A 15,474-nucleotide genomic window follows, 5' to 3' on the forward strand; every position below is an offset into this window, starting at 1 on the left:
CTCGGAGTGCGACTGCTACCAGGTGACGGGGAGTTCGTAGACGCCGTAGACGAACCCGTCGTGCTTGAACTCCAGTTGGTCGATGCCGGTCGCCAGCGCCAGGGTGGGGACGCGGGAGTAGAGGGTGCTGTAGACGACCTGGAGCTCGATGCGGGCCAGCGGCTGGCCGAGGCACTGGTGGACGCCGTAGCCGAAGGCGACGTGCCGGCGGGCGTCGCGGCCGAGGTCGAGCCGGTCGGGGTCGGGGAAGGCGTCCGGGTCCCGGTTGGCGATCTCGTTGGCGAAGATGATGCCGTCGCCCGCGCGGATCAGTTCGCCGCCGATCTCGATGTCCTCCAGCGCGACGCGGCGCCGCCCGGAGTGGGTGATGTTGAGGTAGCGCAGCAGTTCCTCGACGGCCGCGGCGACCTGCCCGGGGTCCGCGCCGTCGCGCAGCGGCGCGAGCTGGTCCGGGTTCTCCAGCAGCGCGAGGGTGCCCAGCGCGATCATGTTGGCGGTGGTCTCGTGCCCGGCCGCGAGCAACAGCACGCCCATGTCGGCTGCTTGACGGCGGGTCAGTTCGCCGGTCGCCACGCGCTGCACGGCGAGCACGGACAGCAGGTCGTCCTCGGGCTCGGCCTGTTTGGCGGCCAGCAGGTCGTCCAGGTAGGCGGTGAGCGCCTCGTTCGCGGTGCGCATATCGTCCTCGGTCGAGGTACGGCGCACCAGGACCTGGGTGTTGCGCTGGAAGAAGTCGTGGTCCGCGTAGGGCACACCGAGCAGGGCGCAGATCACCAGACTGGGCACGGGCAGCGCGAACGCCTCGACCAGGTCGACGGGTTTGGGGCCGGCGAGCATCCGGTCGATCAGGTCGTCCACGATGCGCTGCACGGACGGCCGCAGGGCCTCCATCTTCTTGATCGTGAAGGGGGCCGTCACCATGCGGCGCAGCCGGGCGTGCTCGGGGTCGTCAAGGGTGATGAAGCTGCTGCGGACCTGGTCCCGCGCCCTGGTCGCGGCGGTGCGATGGGGGTAGCCGGGGCGCCTGGGGTCGGCGCTGACGCGCGGATCGCCGAGCAGGGCGCGCACGTCCTGGTGGCGGGTGATCAGCCAGGGGCTGCTGCCGTCCCAGATGCGCACCCGGGAGACCGGCCGCCGGGCCTGGAGGTCCCGCAGGGCGGGGGGAGGGTCGAAGGGGCATCCGGCGGCGCGGGGCATGGGGTGCTCGGGCAGCGCGGCCGGCGCGTGCTCGACTGTCTCGGTCATACCTGCCTCCTCGGCAGAGGGACCACCCAACACTCCTAACAGTGTTAGGTGCTTCAGGCAACTTTAGGGAGCGTGGTGGACGCGTCAACGGTGCCGAAGGGTTCGCCGTCGCTATCCGGCCACGATGCGGGCGAGCAGTTCGTCGGCGCGGCGCGCGAGGCCGTCCGGGTCGGCCTCGAAGGGCAGGGCCATGGCGATGGTGACGATGCCGTGCAGCGCGGACCACAGCAGCAAAGCGTCCTGGCTGCCGTCCATCCGGCCCCGGGGCGGGGGCGGGAGCGCGGCCAGCGCCTCCTCCCAGGCCCCGAGCACCAGCGTCACCGGATGCCCGGCGCCCTGTTCGCGGGGTCCGGTGATCCGCTCCACGCCGAACATCAGCCGGTAGCGCCGGGGGTTCTCCAGCGCAAAGGTGCAATACCGCCGGCCCATCGTCCGCAGGGCCTCGCGGGGTCCGCGGTCCGCCGCGCGCACCCGGGTCTCGCGCAGCTCCGCGACGAGCTTCTCGCAGGCCCGGAGCGTGACGGTCGCGACCAGTTCCGAGCGGTCCTTGAAGTGCAGATAGACGCTGGGCGCGGAGATCCCGACCTCCCGGGCGACCGCGCGCAGCGACAGCGCCTCCTCCCGGCCCGACTCGGCCAGCAGCCGCGCGGCGGCCGCCAGGATCTCCTCCTTCAGGACCGCGCCCTCGCCCCACTGGCTCGGCGCGCGGCGCTTGAACGTCTCGGCCACCGGTGCTCCCTCCGTCTGCGCCCGTCGGGGTGAAGCTTTACCCGAGGTGGCCGGATCCTGTCCGCCCCTTCCGCGTACGGGTTTCGGCGCCCGACCGGGAGGACCGCGACATCCCGCTCGTCGGTGGGGGTGCGGGGCCGCTCGCCGTGACCGGGCGCGTCGATGACGGCGACGTGGAATCCGCCGGCGGTCACGAGACGGTGGGCGCGGCCCACCATGCCGGGCCACTTCTTGTGCGTGCCGCCGCCGTGCCCCGTCAGCACCAGGGGCGCACGGCGGGAACCGGCTTGGGGCGACCAGAGGACGCCGGGGATGTCGCCCACGGCGAAGTCGCGCTCGACGATGCCGTCCGACGACGACTGCGCGGCGAACTGCACGGAATGCATCAGGTGTTGTCTTTCGGGAGTGCCTTGTGGTCGAGGCGCTCCCGGCGGCGGCTGTGTCAGCCGCTCGACCGTGACGGAGCAAAAGACCCTCGGGTCACTCCGGCGCGAAGGAGAAGCTGTTCCACTGCTCGGCCGACGTCGCGACCTGGTCCGTCGCCCCGATGTCCAGGAACACGCTCTGGCCGCCCTCGGGGACGGTGCAGTCGGGCGTCGGGTACAGCAGGAGGCTGCTCTGGGTCTGGTTGGTGACCTGGGTGACGCCCTCGGGGAAGCGGTGGCATCCATGGCTCGGCGGGTTCGTGAGGTTCTGCACGATGCGTCCGTCGCGCCGGGCCACGATCTGGCCGGACGCCTGGTCCTGGCAGGCGGTGAGCGCGACGCCGAGCAGTGCGATGCCGGTGAGCGCGGCCAGCGACCGTGAAGAGGGCATCCGGGCCTCCTGTGCCGGGACGGGCTGCTGCCTGGGACATGGTCCCTTCCCCACTATCCGACAGACCGCCCCGGACCGCCCGGCGAAGGCGCCCGTACCGGGCGGATCGCCTGTTCAGCGGCGTTCGGGGGCCCTTTCGGGTGCCGGTTTCGGCCGGGTGTCGCACCCGGTGTGCGAGGCCCGGCCGCCCTCCCTTCACTGAGGGGAACGCATCGCTTCGAGCGCACGGGAGTCACGCATGGCAGGGCACGGCAGGCGGGGTGCGGTCGGCGCGGCGCTGGCCCTGGCCACGGTCGTGACGGCCGGATGCGCCCCCGGCCTTCCGGGCTCCGCCGGACCCACGGGCCCGGTCGCCTCCGCCGCCGCCTCGCGCGCCGCCCGGGACGCCGGCGACGCGTTCGCCGAGGCCGGGGCCGAGGCCGAGCGTGGCATCGCCGCGGCCAGGGGCGGGGTGGACGCCAGGAACGAGGTGCGCCTCGGCGCCGTCACCCTCGGCGGCGGCGGCCGGGCCGCGACCAGGGTCACCGCCCGCAACACCGCGGGCTCCGCCAAGTCCTTCGCCGTCCAGGTCGACTTCACCGACCGCGCCGGCAATCTGCTGGACGTGGCCGTGGTGTTGATCGGGAACGTGGCCCCCCGCGCCACCGGTCAGGGCACCGCACACGGCAACCACCCGCTGCACGGCGAGGTACGGGCGGTCGTCGGCACGACCCTGCGCTACTGACATCCCCCTGCCGCACGAGTGAACGCCCATTCGGGTGATCCGCAGGGCCCGCCAGGCCCCGAACAGCCAAGGAAAACGGTTCTGTCGGGCGTTCCCGGCGAGTCGGGCGATTGGTTCGAAATGACAGGCTTACGGTGCCCTGTCCACACTGAATTGGCGGTTGTTGATCAGGTATGTGCATCAGCGATCCACAACGTTCTCCAGGAGATCGAATGGTGGAGCAGTCCTCCGAGATCGATATAAGCGGGCCGGACGCACCAGCCCTCACCGTGAGCGGCGCCGGCCCGGACGGAACAGAGACCGAGAGCAGACTCGCGGATGCGCTGGCCGAGCTCGTCGAAGCCGAACACGTCCCCTTGGACAGCCACTTCTTCACCGACCTCGGCGCCAACTCCCTGGTCATGGCCCAGTTCTGCGCCCGGGTCCGCAAACGGCCGGATCTGCCGTCCCCGTCCATGCGGGACATCTACCGGTATCCGACCATCCGCAGCCTGGCCCAGGCCCTCGCCCCGGCCGCTCCCGCGCCGGCCGCGCCGAGCGCGCCGGCCGCGCCGACGGCCCCGTCCCGTCCGGCACCGGCGGCACCCGCCGTAGCGCCCGAGCCGGTCACGCGGGCCGGCCGGCTGATCCATTTCCTGTGCGGGACCTTCCAGTTGCTGGTCTTCCTCGGCTACTCCCTCGTCTCCGGACTGGTCACCGCCACCGGCTACGAGTGGGTCTCCGACGGTTCGGGCATCGCCGACACCTACCTGCGGTCACTGGTGTTCGGCGGCGCCGGGTTCGTCGCCCTGTGCGCGTTCCCCGTCCTCGCGAAGTGGGTGCTGGTCGGCCGCTGGAAGGCGGGCGAGTTCCCCGTCTGGGGCCTCGCGTACATGCGCTTCTGGCTGGTCAAGGTGCTACTGCACGCGAACCCGATGATCTTCCTCGCCGGCACCCCGCTGTACGTGCTGTATCTGCGGGCCCTGGGCGCGCGGATCGGCAAGGGGGTCACGATCCTCTCCCACACCCTCCCCGTCTGCACCGACCTGGTGACCATCGGCGCCGGGACGGTGATCCGCAAGGACTGCTTCCTGCTCGCCTACCGGGCCCACGCGGGACGCATCCAGACCGGCCCGGTCACCATCGGCCGGGACGTGTTCGTCGGGGAGAAGACCACCCTGGACATCGACACCTCGATCGGTGACGGGGCGCAGCTCGGGCACGCCTCGGCACTGCACCGGGGCCAGTCGGTCCCGGCCGGCCAGCGCTGGCACGGATCTCCGGCGGAGCCGACGCGGACCGACTACGCGCGGGTCGCGCCCGCCCCGTGCGGCACGTTGCGGCGGATCTGGTTCGGCTTCGGCACCCTCATCCAACTCCTGTTCGTCTACGTGCCGTTGGGTGTCGGCGGCATCTACATGCTGTGCATCGAGGTACCGCTGTTCGACAAGCGGATCGACCCGGACACGGACTCGCTGACGCCGCTGGCCCTGCTGTCGGACGCGGTGGTGGTCTCCCTCGTCATGTTCGTCGGCTTCCTGGTTCTGGGGCTGGTCGCCCTGTACACCGTGCCGCGGCTGCTGGGGCTGTTCATCCGGCCCGACCGGGTCTATCCGCTCTACGGCTTCCACTACGCGCTGCACCGGGTGACGGTCCACATGACCAACATCAAGTTCTTCGCGTGGCTGTTCGGCGACAGCTCGTTCATCGTGCACTATCTGCGCGGCCTCGGATACGACCTGTCCCGCGTGGAGCAGACCGGCTCGAACTTCGGCACCGAGGTGCAGCACGAGACCCCGCTGCTGGTCTCGGTCGGCAGGGGCACCATGGTGGCCGACGGACTGTCGATCATGAACGCGGAGTACTCCGCCACCTCGTTCAAGCTGTCGCGGGTGTCGATCGGCGCGCGCAGTTTCCTGGGCAACAACATCGCCTATCCGGCCGGCGCCAGGATCGGCGAGAACTGCCTCCTGGCGACCAAGGTGATGATCCCGCTGGACGGCGAGGTGCGGCAGGGCGTGGGGCTGCTCGGTTCACCGTGCTTCGAGATCCCGCGCTCCGTCGACCGCGACGCCCGGTTCGACCATCTGCGCGAGGGCGACGAACTGCGCCGCCGGCTCGGGTCGAAGAACCGCTACAACCTGCGCTCGATGGCCTGGATGCTGTTCGCGCGCTGGCTGCACGTCTTCGGGCTCACCCTGATCGCACTGGCCTCGGTGGACCTGTACGGCACGGTCGGGAACGTGGTGATAGCGGGATACCTGGCGCTGACGCTCGCCTTCTCCACCGTGTACTACATCGTGCTGGAGCGCTGCCTGACCAAGTTCCGGGGCCTGCGGCCCGAGTTGTGCTCCATCTACGACCGGACCTTCTGGCAGATCGAGCGGCTGTGGAAGGTTCCCTCGCAGTGGCTGAACATCTTCAACGGAACGCCCTTCAAGAGCCTGGTGTGGCGGCTGATGGGCGTGCGCGTGGGCCGCATGGTGTTCGACGACGGCTGCTACGTGACCGACCGGACCCTCGCGGTCATCGGCGACCACTGCACCCTCAACGCCGGCAGCAAGGTCCAGTGCCACTCGCAGGAGGACGGCACCTTCAAGTCCGACTACATCAGGCTCGGCGCGGGCTGCACGCTCGGCGTCTCCGCCCACGTCCACTACGGCGTGACGATGGGCGAGGGCGCGGTGCTGGCCGCCGACTCCTTCCTCATGAAGGGCGAGGAGGTCCCCGCGCACGCGCGGTGGGGCGGCAACCCGGCGGTGGAGATGCCGGTGGCCGACGGCCCGCCGGGCGCCCCCGTCCCCGTCACGTCAGACGTCAACGCCGCTGCGGCGACCGTGAGTTGAGGAAGGCCTTTCGATGGGAACGCGCGTGGAAGCGGACCGGGAGTTCTGGCAGCGGGTCTTGACCGCCGGGGGTGCCACCACGGTGCCGCGCTGGGCGGCGAGCCCGGCCCCCGGGACGGCCGAGCAGGAGATGCCGGTGCCGGACGAGGTGGCGACGGCGGTGCGCGAGCTGGTGCGCCGCCAAGGGGTACCGGTCAGCGCGCTGCTGCTGGCCGCGCACGCCAAGGTGCTGGCCGCGCTGTCCGGCGAGCCGGAGGTGGTGACCGGCTACACCACCGGGGTGCGGGGCGAGCCGCTGCCCTGCCGACTGGCCGTCCGCCCGGGGTCCTGGCGGGAGCTGGCGGCGGCGGCCGAGCACGCCGAGGCGGAGGTGCTCGCGCACCGGGAGTTCCCGGTGGAGAAGCTGCGCCGCGAACTCGGGCTGGCCGAGCCGCCGTACGAGGTGGTGTTCGGGCCGATCGGCGCCGACGAGAACCACGCCGACGACGGTGTGCTGCACGTGCGCTGGTCGGAACGGGGCGGCCGGCTGGTGCTGCGCCTGGCCCACCGCACCGACGTCCTGGACGCGGCGGCCGCCGCCCGCATCGGCGGCTACCACCTGACGGCGCTCGGCCTGCTGGCCACCGACCCGGACGCCGACCACGACGCGGGCAGCCTGCTGTCCACCGACGAGGTGCGCGAGCAGCTGGAGGGGCTGGCCGGACCGCACCGGCCGCTGCCCGACGCCCGGGCGCACGAGCTGTTCGAGCAGCGGGTCCGGGCGCACCCCCGGGCCGTGGCGGCCGTACAGGGCGAGCGGGAGTGGACGTACGACGAGCTGAACCGGCGCGCCAACCGGCTGGCGCGGGCACTGCTCGACCGGGGGCTGGGCCGCGAGGACGTGGTCGCCGTCGTCATGGAGCGCGACCTCGACTGGCTGGCGGCGACGCTCGCGGTGTTCAAGGCGGGCGGCGCCTACCTGCCGATCGAGCCGCACTTCCCGGCGGGCCGCATCGCGGCGACGCTGTCGCGCGCGGGCTGCCGGCTGGTGCTCACCGAGTCCGGCAGCACCGGCACCCTGGACGAGGCATTGGCCTCGGTCCCGGGCGCGCGGCGGCTGCTGGTGACGGAGGCGTACGGGGAGCCGCACGCCGAGGACGACCCGCGGGTGCCGGTGGACGCCGGTCAGTTGGCGTACATCTACTTCACCTCCGGCTCCACCGGCGAGCCCAAGGGGGCGATGTGCGAGCACGCGGGCCTGCTCAACCACCTCTTCGCCAAGATCGACGACCTGGGGATCGGTGAGGGCTCGGTGGTGGCGCAGACCGCGCCCCAGTGCTTCGACATCTCCCTGTGGCAGCTGGTGTCCGCGCTGCTGGTCGGCGGCCGCACCCTGCTGGTCGCGCAGGACGTGATCACGGACGTGGAGCGCTTCGTGGACACGCTGGCCGACGGGCGGGTCGCGGTGGCCCAGCTCGTGCCCTCCTATCTGGAGGTCGTGGTCTCCTACCTGGAGCAGCACCCGCGCGAACTCCCGCACCTGCGCTGTGTGTCGGTGACCGGCGAGGCGCTCAAACGGGAGCTGGTGCAGCGCTGGTTCGCGATCCAGCCGGGCATCCGGCTGCTCAACGCCTACGGCCTGACCGAGACGTCGGACGACACCAACCACGAGGTCCTGGACCGGGTGCCGGAGCGGGTGCTGCTGGGACGCGCGGTGAACAACGTACGCGTCCTCGTCGTGGACGAGCGGCTGCGGCTGGTGCCGCTGGGCGCGCCGGGTCTGATCGCGTTCTCCGGTGTCTGTGTGGGCCGCGGGTACGTCAACGACCCGGAGCGGACCCGGGAGGCGTACCGCACGGACCCGTACCGGCCCGGTGAACGGCTCTACCTGGGCGGTGACTGGGGGCGCTGGCACCCGGACGGCAAGCTGGAGTTCCTGGGCCGCCGGGACAACCAGGTGAAGATCCGCGGCTTCCGCATCGAGATCGGGGAGATCGAGAACGCGCTGCTGCGGGTGTCCGGGGTACGGGACGCGGCGGTGGTGGTCACCGAGCGGGCCGGCGGGAGCAAGCACCTGATCGCCTTCTGCGCCGGTACGCCCCGTCCGCCCGAGGAGCTGCGCGAGGCGCTCGGTGCGGTGCTCCCCGCCTATATGGTCCCCTCGGGCTACCACTGGCAGGACGCCCTGCCGCTGACCGCCAACGGCAAGATCGACCGCAAGGCGCTGACCGCCCTGGCCCAGCAGACCGCGCCGGTCGTGGCGGAGGCCGGGCAGGCGCCGCTCGGCGCGGCCGAGCGGCGGCTCGCGGCGGCCTGGGCGACGGTGCTGGGCGTGCCCGTCGAACAGGTCGGCCGCACCGACCACTTCTTCGAGTCCGGCGGCACCTCGCTGACCGCGGTCAAGCTCAGCATCGCGCTCGAGCGGGCGGTGTCCCTCAAGGACATCACCCGCACCCCGGTCCTCGCCGACCTGGCCGCCCTGCTGGACGGCACGGCCCGCCGGCACGGGGAGCTGCTGCAACCGCTCACCGACGGGGACGGCGGCGAGGGCGCGCTGGTGTGCTTCCCCTACGCGGGCGGCAACGCGGTCAACTTCCGGCCGCTGGCGAGCGCGCTCGCGGACAGCGGGCTCACCGTCCTCGCGGTGGACCTGCCGGGCCACGACGTGGCCGCGCACCAGGAGCCGTTCGCCTCGATCGCGCAGGTCGCCGAGCAGGTCAGCGCGGAGATCGTCGCGCGCGGGCTGACCCGGGTGATGCTGTGGGGCCACTCCTCGGGAGCCGCACCGGCGATCGAGACCACCCGGCGCCTCGCGGACCGGGGCGTGCGGGTCACCCGGGTGTTCATCGGCGCCCAGCTCCTCGGCACCGCCGAGCAGCGGGCCGCGGCCGTCGCGGAACTCGGCGGACTCGGTGACGCCGAGATCGCGGCCCGGCTCACCGCGGACGGCGGCTACACCGAACTCGCCGAGCTGAACGAGGCGCACGCCGAGCACATCGGCGCCGCCTACCGGCACGACTGCGTGGCCGCGCACCACTACTTCCGCGCGGCCCTGGGCGCCCCTGAGCCGCCCAGGCTGTCCGCGCCGGTCACCGTGGTCGTCGCGGCCGACGACCCGCACACCGCCGGATCCGCAGCGCTCCACCAGGACTGGCTGCGCCTGGCCGAACAGGTGGAGCTGCACGAACTCGCCGACGGGGGCCACTACTTCCCGCGCACCCGGCCGGCCGAGGCGGCGCGGGCCGTGCTGCGGGCCGCCGTGCCCCTGGCCACGTCCTGAGCCAGCCGGACCCTCCAGACGGGCAACCGAAAGGAAACCGAGATGCCGTTCTCTTCCCTGGCCGCGCCGCTCGATGTGGAGCTGCGGCCGGACAGACCCGCGCTGCTGCGCGTCGACTCCCCGCCGGACGCCCCGGCCTGGGCGGCCGAGCACCGCGAGGCGCTGCGCGCCATGGTCACCGAGCACGGGGCGCTGCTCGTGCGTGGTCTCGGACTGCGCGACGCGGACCGCACCGGTGCCGTCTTCCGGCGGCTCGCCGGTGAACTCATGCCGGAGCGCGAGGCGTTCGCGCCCCGCGAGGACTTCGGCGGGGGCCTGTACTCCGCCACTCCCTGGCCGGCCAACCAGCCGATGTGCATGCACCACGAGCTGAGTTACACCCTGGACGTGCCCGGCCTGATGATGTTCGCCTGCCCGACCGCGCCCGAGGAGGGCGGGGCGACGGCGGTGGCCGACGCCGCGCGGGTGCTGGAGGCGCTGCCCACCTCGCTCACCGAGCGGTTCGAGCGCGAGGGCTGGCTGCTGACCCGCAGCTACAACGACGAGATCGGGGCGTCCCTGGCCGAGTCGTTCGGCACCGAGGACCGGGCCGAGATCGAGCGCTACTGCCGGGAGAACGCCATCGAGTTCACCTGGCGGGCGGACGGCTCGCTGCACACCACGCAGCGCCGCAGCGCCGTCGTACGACACCCGGTCACGGGCCGGCGCTGCTGGTTCAACCAGATCGCGTTCCTCAACGAGTGGACACTGGCCCCCGAGGTGCGCGAGTACCTGGTGGACGAGTACGGCGCGGACGGGCTGCCGTTCAACACCCGTTACGGCGACGGAAGTCCGATCGGCGAGGAGGTGGTCGAGCTGCTCAACTCCACCTACGAGGCGCACACCCGGCGCGAGCCCTGGCAGGCCGGGGATCTGCTGCTCGTGGACAACATCGGCACCGCGCACAGCCGGGAGCCGTTCACCGGCGAGCGGCAGGTGCTGGTGGGCATGGCCGAGCCGCTGCGGCTCGCCGACGGCCGCCCGACCCCGGAGGCGAGCGCGCGATGACCGATCTGCTGACGACGCCCGCCGAACGGGCCGACGACGGCCGGCCCTCGGTGCCGACGTTCTCCGTGATCTCCGGGCAACAGGTGCAACAGGCGCTGAAGGGCCGGGAGAACGAGCTGGTGGCGCTGGTGGAGGCCACCTACCGGCTGCACGGCGCCGGGGAGTCGGTGAACCCCCCGTCGTACTTCCTGCGCTTCCCGGACCGCCCATCCTCGCGGATCATCGCGCTGCCCGCCTCGATCGGCGGCTCGGTCGCCGTGGACGGCCTGAAGTGGATCTCCAGCTTCCCGGACAACGTGCGCTCCGGGCTGCCGCGGGCCTCCGCGGTGCTGATCCTCAACGATCCGCGGACCGGCTACCCGTTCACCTGTCTGGAGAGTTCCATCATCAGCGCCACCCGGACCGCGGCGTCCGCGGCGCTCGCCGCCGACTGGCTCAGCCGCGGCCGGACCCGTCCCACGCGGGTCGGGTTCTTCGGCACGGGGCTGATCGCCCGGTACATCCACACCTTCCTGGCCGGCACCGGCTGGGAGTTCGACGCGATCGGCGTGCACGACCTGTCCGCCGACAGCGCCGAGGGGTTCCGGGGCTATCTGCGCCAGTCCGGCGTCGCCGGGCGGGTCACCGTGCACGACCGTGCCGAGGACCTGGTCCGGGCCAGCGATCTCGTGGTCTTCGCCACCGTCGCCGGTACGCCCCACGTCACCGATCCCGCGTGGTTCGACCACAACCCACTGGTCCTGCATGTGTCCTTGCGGGACCTGGCACCCGAAGTGCTGCTCGACGCCGCCAACTTCGTGGACGACGTCGACCACTGTCTGAAGGCCGACACCTCACCGCATCTGGTCGAACAGCTCACGGGCGACCGCGACTTCCTCGACGGCACGCTGTACGACGTGCTGCTGGGTAGGGCCGCGCCGCCGACCGACCGGCCGGTGATCTTCTCGCCCTTCGGACTCGGTGTCCTCGATCTCGCCGTCGGCAAGTACGTCTACGACGAAGTATCCCGGGCGGGCAGTCTCCGCCTCATCGACGACTTCTTCCACGACCTGCGCCGGTACGGCTGAGGACCCGTCCTCGGCCCGGCACCAGGAGGTCCGCCGTGCCTGTCATTACCGCTCCCTATGCCTTCAACGAGGGCCAGCTCTTCGTCGACCTGGAGTCGATCTGCGGACGACCCCTCCATCTGAAGTGCGAGGGCTTCAACTTCGCCGGGTCCATCAAGCTGAAGGCCGCGAACGAGATGGTGGAGAGCGCCGAGCGGGACGGACTCCTGACGCCGGAGTCCGTCCTCGTCGAGTCCTCCTCCGGGAACCTCGGCGTGGCGCTCAGCATGATCGCCGCCAGCAAGGGCTACCGGTTCCTTTGCGTGACCGACTCCCGTTGCAACCTGTCGACCAGACTGCTGATGGAGGCGCTCGGCAGCGAGGTGCACGTGATCGCCGACCAGGACTCCAACGGCGGATTCCTGGGGACGCGCATCGAGTACGTCCGCCAGCTGTGCGCCTCCGACGACCGGTACGTGTGGCTCAGCCAGTACACGAACGCCGGCAACTGGCGAGCGCACTACCGCACCACCGCCCCGGAGATCGCGGGCCAGTTCCCGGCTCTCGACGTGCTGTTCATCGGGGCCGGCACCACCGGCACCCTGATGGGCTGCGCGCGCTGGTTCCGCCAGTGGCACCGGCCGGTGCGGATCGTCGCCGTGGACAGCGTGGGCTCGGTGGCGTTCGGCGGCGAACCGGGCCGCCGGATGATCCCCGGCCTGGGCATGAGCATGCGCCCGCCGCTGCTGGACGAGTCCTTCGTGGACGAGGTGATCCGGGTGGAGGAGGCGGACACCATCCGCATGTGCCATCGCATGGCGCGGCGCGGGTTCCTGTTCGGCGGCTCCACCGGGACGGTGGTCAGCGGGGCCATGGACTGGCTGGCCCGGCATGACGCCGAAAACCTCACCGCGGTGGCCATCGCACCGGATCTGGGCGAGCGCTACCTCGACACCGTCTACCAGACCAACTGGCTCCAGGACCTGTACGGCGATCACGTCCTGGACGAGGAGAGGATGGGCTCCGTCGCCGAGGAGGTCGAGCCCGTGACCCGGACATCGGAGCGCAGGCGCAGACCGTAGCGGTGCGCTCCGTCCGTGGAAGGGCGCCTGTCCAGGGCCGTTGCCCCGGAAGGCGCCCTTCACGGCGCTCACGAGGGGCGCGCGCGCCTCCGTGCGCCCGCTCGTGCACCGGTCACCCACACCACGGGTGGGGAATAGGCCATTCCGTCCCGGGCCTCACCCACGGGCGGCCCGACGGCCGCGGACAGGAGGCCGCGCATTCCCAGGCGCTCGGTACTGAGCTGCACATTTTCTGCACAACCCGCCGTGGAATCGGTTTTCGGACGGACTGAAAGTCTCCCCTTCCCACACAGGCCACACCAGGCGAACCATTTTCAGAAAAGCCACTTCATCGTGCGATGTCGGCGAGTGCGCCGCTCACGTTCAGGACCTCATGGCACTGCCGCGCCTGCTGTCCCGTGGCGGGGGTGCCCGGCTTGGCACAGGTGACGTTCGCGGTGACGGTGGCGTTCGCGGGGATCTCGATGGGGGTGACCCAGTGGTAGTCCTGGTTGCGGAAGGTCTCCAGCGCGATCGTGGTGATCTTCCGGTCGCCGAAGGTGATGGTCATGACCCCCTCGTCGCCCTGGAAGTTGGCGACCACGATGTCCGTGATCCGGAACGTCTTGCCCGCCGGCACCGTGTAACTGCCGGTCTTGGTCTGCCCGCCGGACGTCTGCACGTCGATGGTGGTCGAGCTCTGCCCGCCGCCGCCCCCCGCGGTGCCGGGGCCGGTGCCGCCCGGAGCGGTGCCGCCGGGGCCGGTGCCCCCGGGTACGCCGGGCCCGCTGCCGCCCTGCTCCCTGCCGGTGCCCGAGCCGCCGCCCGTGCCGGGCGACTGGCCGTTCTTGCCGCCGGGGGTGGGCCGGGGCTGGACCACCTCGTCGGCGGCCTGCCGGGCCGCGCTGCGCACCGCGGGCCGCACCAGCGCGAACCACGCCAGCAGCAGCGCGAGCAGCGCCGCGAGCAACGCCAGCAGCCACTTCGGGAAGATCGGGATCTGGACGAACTCCGCCTCCAGCGGCGGCCGTACGAGCGTGCCCGCGCGGGCGCCCGCCTCCGGGTCCTGTTCGGCCGCGCGGTCGGTGGCGTGCACGGTGAACGGCCAGACGGCGGGCTTGCCGAACCACACCGGTTTGCCGATGCGCACCCGCAGCCGGGTCTCCGCCGACTCCCCCGGCGCCAGGTCCAGGGTGCCCGGGGTGAACCCGAACCGCAGTTCCTCACCGGCCTGTTCGGGCCGGAAGGCGACCTGCGTCGGGGTGTTGCCCTCGTTGCGCACCGCCACCCGGTAGCGGCCCCGCAGCCAGCCGCGGCGGCGCCGCGGGAGGATCTCGGTCCGCAGCTCGTGGAACTCCTCGACGTGCACCGTGGTCTCGGGCACGGTGACCGACTCGGGGTGCTCGGCCGGCAACACCCGCACGGCCAGCGGCACATCGCCCGCGCGCACCTCCGGGGAGCGCGGCGGGGCCAGCCGGACGGTCACCGTCTCGGAGGTGCCGGGGTAGAGCGAGACGCGCTCGGGTTCCACGACGGCCCAGGGCGCGCAGTCGCCCACGACCTCCAGGGTGTACGCCTCGACGATGTCGCTGTCGTTGCGGACGGTCAGGCTGGTGGCGGCGGTGCCGCCCGGGGTCACCGTCACGGCCGGCATGTCGAGACCGGGGGCGCCGGGACCGGAAGAGGCTGCAGAAGGCGTCACGCCTCGACGGTAGGAGCGCTCCCGGCGCGCCACGAGAGATGCGGGGGCAACATCCGGGCAGTCGACGTGCCCGCAGCGGCCAAGGTCATCTCCGATCCACGGCACGGAGGCTGATCGCGGGGCGCCGCCTTGTGCTCCGACCGACAGTCGACGTGTGCTCGAACCCACCAGTCCTGGGCGCCACCGCCGTCGCCCGGGTCGCGTCCTGAATTTCGGAACGCCGCCATGTCCGGCCTTGCGAAAGAAGAACCGCTCATGATCGTCCAGATGCCCGGCGGGGCCGCCCCCGCCCCCGCCGCCGTCGGCCGCCCGGACCGGGTGACCCTCGCCGTCTACGCCCAGGACCTGGTCCTGCACATCGGAATCGTCCAACAGCTGCGCCAGCGGCCCGAATTGGAGCTCGTCTCGGAAGGCGAGGCGGACGGGGCACAGATCTCGCTCGTGGTCGTCGACAGTGTGGACGACGAGGTGACGTCCCTGCTGCAACGGTTACAACGCAACACCGGCACCCGTACCGGACTGGTGGTGGGCACGTTCGAGTCGGCGGCGCTGCAACGGGTGATCGAGTGCGGGGTCGGGGCGGTGCTACGGCGGGCCGAGGCCGACCAGGACCGGCTGCTGCACCTGGTACTGGCGCTGGCCAAGGGCGAGGGGGTGCTGCCCGGCGACCTGCTCGGCAAGCTGCTCACCCACGTCGGCAGCCTCCAGCGTTCGGCGCTCGATCCGCGCGGGCTGTCCCTGTCCACGCTGACCGCGCGCGAGGCGGACATGCTGCGCCTGGTGGCGGAGGGGCTGGACACCGCGGAGATCGCCGCGAAGACCTCGTACTCCGAACGGACCGTCAAGAACGTGCTGCACGAGGTCACCACGCGGCTCCAGTTGCGCAACCGGGCCCACGCGGTCGGTTACGCGCTGCGCAACGGACTGATCTGAGGACCGCCCGGGCACCCGGCCGCTGCCCGAAAGCGCAAGCCGTGCTTCCCCCGGGACGGTCCCCTTCGCCCTGCCGCGCCGCGCGCC

At 72.0% G+C, this 15,474-nt stretch carries 11 protein-coding genes; 7 read left to right on the plus strand and 4 right to left on the minus strand.

What is annotated here, in order from left to right; translation table 11 throughout:
* Positions 1-15: 15 nt before the first annotated feature.
* The 3 genes from ACSP97_RS05995 to ACSP97_RS06005 all read right to left on the minus strand — a co-directional run bounded on the left by ACSP97_RS05995 (position 16) and on the right by ACSP97_RS06005 (position 2,790).
* The gene (locus ACSP97_RS05995; protein ID WP_440556650.1) at positions 16-1,245 is read right to left on the minus strand and encodes a cytochrome P450; all 1,230 of its coding nucleotides are present in this window, start codon (positions 1,243-1,245) and stop codon (positions 16-18) included.
* 111 nt (positions 1,246-1,356) lie between these two features.
* On the minus strand, positions 1,357-1,974 hold the full coding sequence (locus ACSP97_RS06000; RefSeq protein ID WP_358274602.1) for a TetR/AcrR family transcriptional regulator: 618 nt from the start codon (positions 1,972-1,974) through the stop codon (positions 1,357-1,359).
* A gap of 480 nt (positions 1,975-2,454) precedes the next feature.
* Positions 2,455-2,790: a hypothetical protein gene (locus ACSP97_RS06005; RefSeq protein WP_358297552.1), complete on the minus strand. Its 336-nt coding sequence runs from the start codon at positions 2,788-2,790 to the stop codon at positions 2,455-2,457.
* 238 nt (positions 2,791-3,028) lie between these two features.
* On the opposite strand from ACSP97_RS06005, the gene ACSP97_RS06010 reads away from it, so the two are divergent.
* The 6 genes from ACSP97_RS06010 to sbnA all read left to right on the plus strand — a co-directional run bounded on the left by ACSP97_RS06010 (position 3,029) and on the right by sbnA (position 12,773).
* On the plus strand, positions 3,029-3,514 hold the full coding sequence (locus ACSP97_RS06010; protein ID WP_440556651.1) for a hypothetical protein: 486 nt from the start codon (positions 3,029-3,031) through the stop codon (positions 3,512-3,514).
* 212 nt (positions 3,515-3,726) lie between these two features.
* Positions 3,727-6,339: a Pls/PosA family non-ribosomal peptide synthetase gene (locus ACSP97_RS06015; protein WP_440556653.1), complete on the plus strand. Its 2,613-nt coding sequence runs from the start codon at positions 3,727-3,729 to the stop codon at positions 6,337-6,339.
* Positions 6,340-6,352: 13 nt separating this feature from the next.
* On the plus strand, positions 6,353-9,598 hold the full coding sequence (locus ACSP97_RS06020; protein WP_440556655.1) for a non-ribosomal peptide synthetase: 3,246 nt from the start codon (positions 6,353-6,355) through the stop codon (positions 9,596-9,598).
* A gap of 42 nt (positions 9,599-9,640) precedes the next feature.
* Complete coding sequence (locus ACSP97_RS06025; RefSeq protein WP_440556656.1) at positions 9,641-10,645, plus strand: TauD/TfdA family dioxygenase; 1,005 nt, start codon at positions 9,641-9,643, stop codon at positions 10,643-10,645.
* Positions 10,642-11,712, plus strand: a complete 1,071-nt coding sequence (gene sbnB, locus ACSP97_RS06030) for a 2,3-diaminopropionate biosynthesis protein SbnB (protein ID WP_440556658.1) — start codon at positions 10,642-10,644, stop codon at positions 11,710-11,712. The genes ACSP97_RS06025 and sbnB overlap by 4 nt, the downstream gene beginning before the upstream one ends.
* A gap of 35 nt (positions 11,713-11,747) precedes the next feature.
* Positions 11,748-12,773 (plus strand): 2,3-diaminopropionate biosynthesis protein SbnA, encoded by a 1,026-nt coding sequence (sbnA, locus tag ACSP97_RS06035; RefSeq protein WP_440556660.1) that lies wholly within the window; start codon positions 11,748-11,750, stop codon positions 12,771-12,773.
* 328 nt (positions 12,774-13,101) lie between these two features.
* Here sbnA and ACSP97_RS06040 read toward each other — a convergent pair whose 3' ends face one another.
* Complete coding sequence (locus ACSP97_RS06040) at positions 13,102-14,406, minus strand: COG1470 family protein (RefSeq protein ID WP_440558561.1); 1,305 nt, start codon at positions 14,404-14,406, stop codon at positions 13,102-13,104.
* Positions 14,407-14,709: 303 nt separating this feature from the next.
* Here ACSP97_RS06040 and ACSP97_RS06045 point away from each other — a divergent pair, with 303 nt between their 5' ends.
* Positions 14,710-15,387 (plus strand): helix-turn-helix transcriptional regulator, encoded by a 678-nt coding sequence (locus tag ACSP97_RS06045; protein WP_440556661.1) that lies wholly within the window; start codon positions 14,710-14,712, stop codon positions 15,385-15,387.
* The last annotated feature ends 87 nt before the right edge of the window (positions 15,388-15,474 follow it).

The organism is Streptomyces sp. SCPE 10 (genome assembly GCF_051980735.1).
GTDB classification, from domain to species: domain Bacteria; phylum Actinomycetota; class Actinomycetes; order Streptomycetales; family Streptomycetaceae; genus Streptomyces; species Streptomyces misionensis.

What these genes read in the sequence shown, in the direction of transcription:
- ACSP97_RS06040 (WP_440558561.1), bottom strand. Translation starts at nt 14,406, where the DNA reads ATGCCGGCCGTGACGGTGACCCCGGGCGGCACCGCCGCCACCAGCCTG.
- ACSP97_RS06025 (WP_440556656.1), top strand. Translation starts at nt 9,641, where the DNA reads ATGCCGTTCTCTTCCCTGGCCGCGCCGCTCGATGTGGAGCTGCGGCCG.
- ACSP97_RS06005 (WP_358297552.1), bottom strand. Translation starts at nt 2,790, where the DNA reads ATGCCCTCTTCACGGTCGCTGGCCGCGCTCACCGGCATCGCACTGCTC.
- ACSP97_RS05995 (WP_440556650.1), bottom strand. Translation starts at nt 1,245, where the DNA reads ATGACCGAGACAGTCGAGCACGCGCCGGCCGCGCTGCCCGAGCACCCC.
- ACSP97_RS06015 (WP_440556653.1), top strand. Translation starts at nt 3,727, where the DNA reads ATGGTGGAGCAGTCCTCCGAGATCGATATAAGCGGGCCGGACGCACCA.
- sbnB (WP_440556658.1), top strand. Translation starts at nt 10,642, where the DNA reads ATGACCGATCTGCTGACGACGCCCGCCGAACGGGCCGACGACGGCCGG.
- ACSP97_RS06010 (WP_440556651.1), top strand. Translation starts at nt 3,029, where the DNA reads ATGGCAGGGCACGGCAGGCGGGGTGCGGTCGGCGCGGCGCTGGCCCTG.
- ACSP97_RS06045 (WP_440556661.1), top strand. Translation starts at nt 14,710, where the DNA reads ATGATCGTCCAGATGCCCGGCGGGGCCGCCCCCGCCCCCGCCGCCGTC.
- ACSP97_RS06020 (WP_440556655.1), top strand. Translation starts at nt 6,353, where the DNA reads ATGGGAACGCGCGTGGAAGCGGACCGGGAGTTCTGGCAGCGGGTCTTG.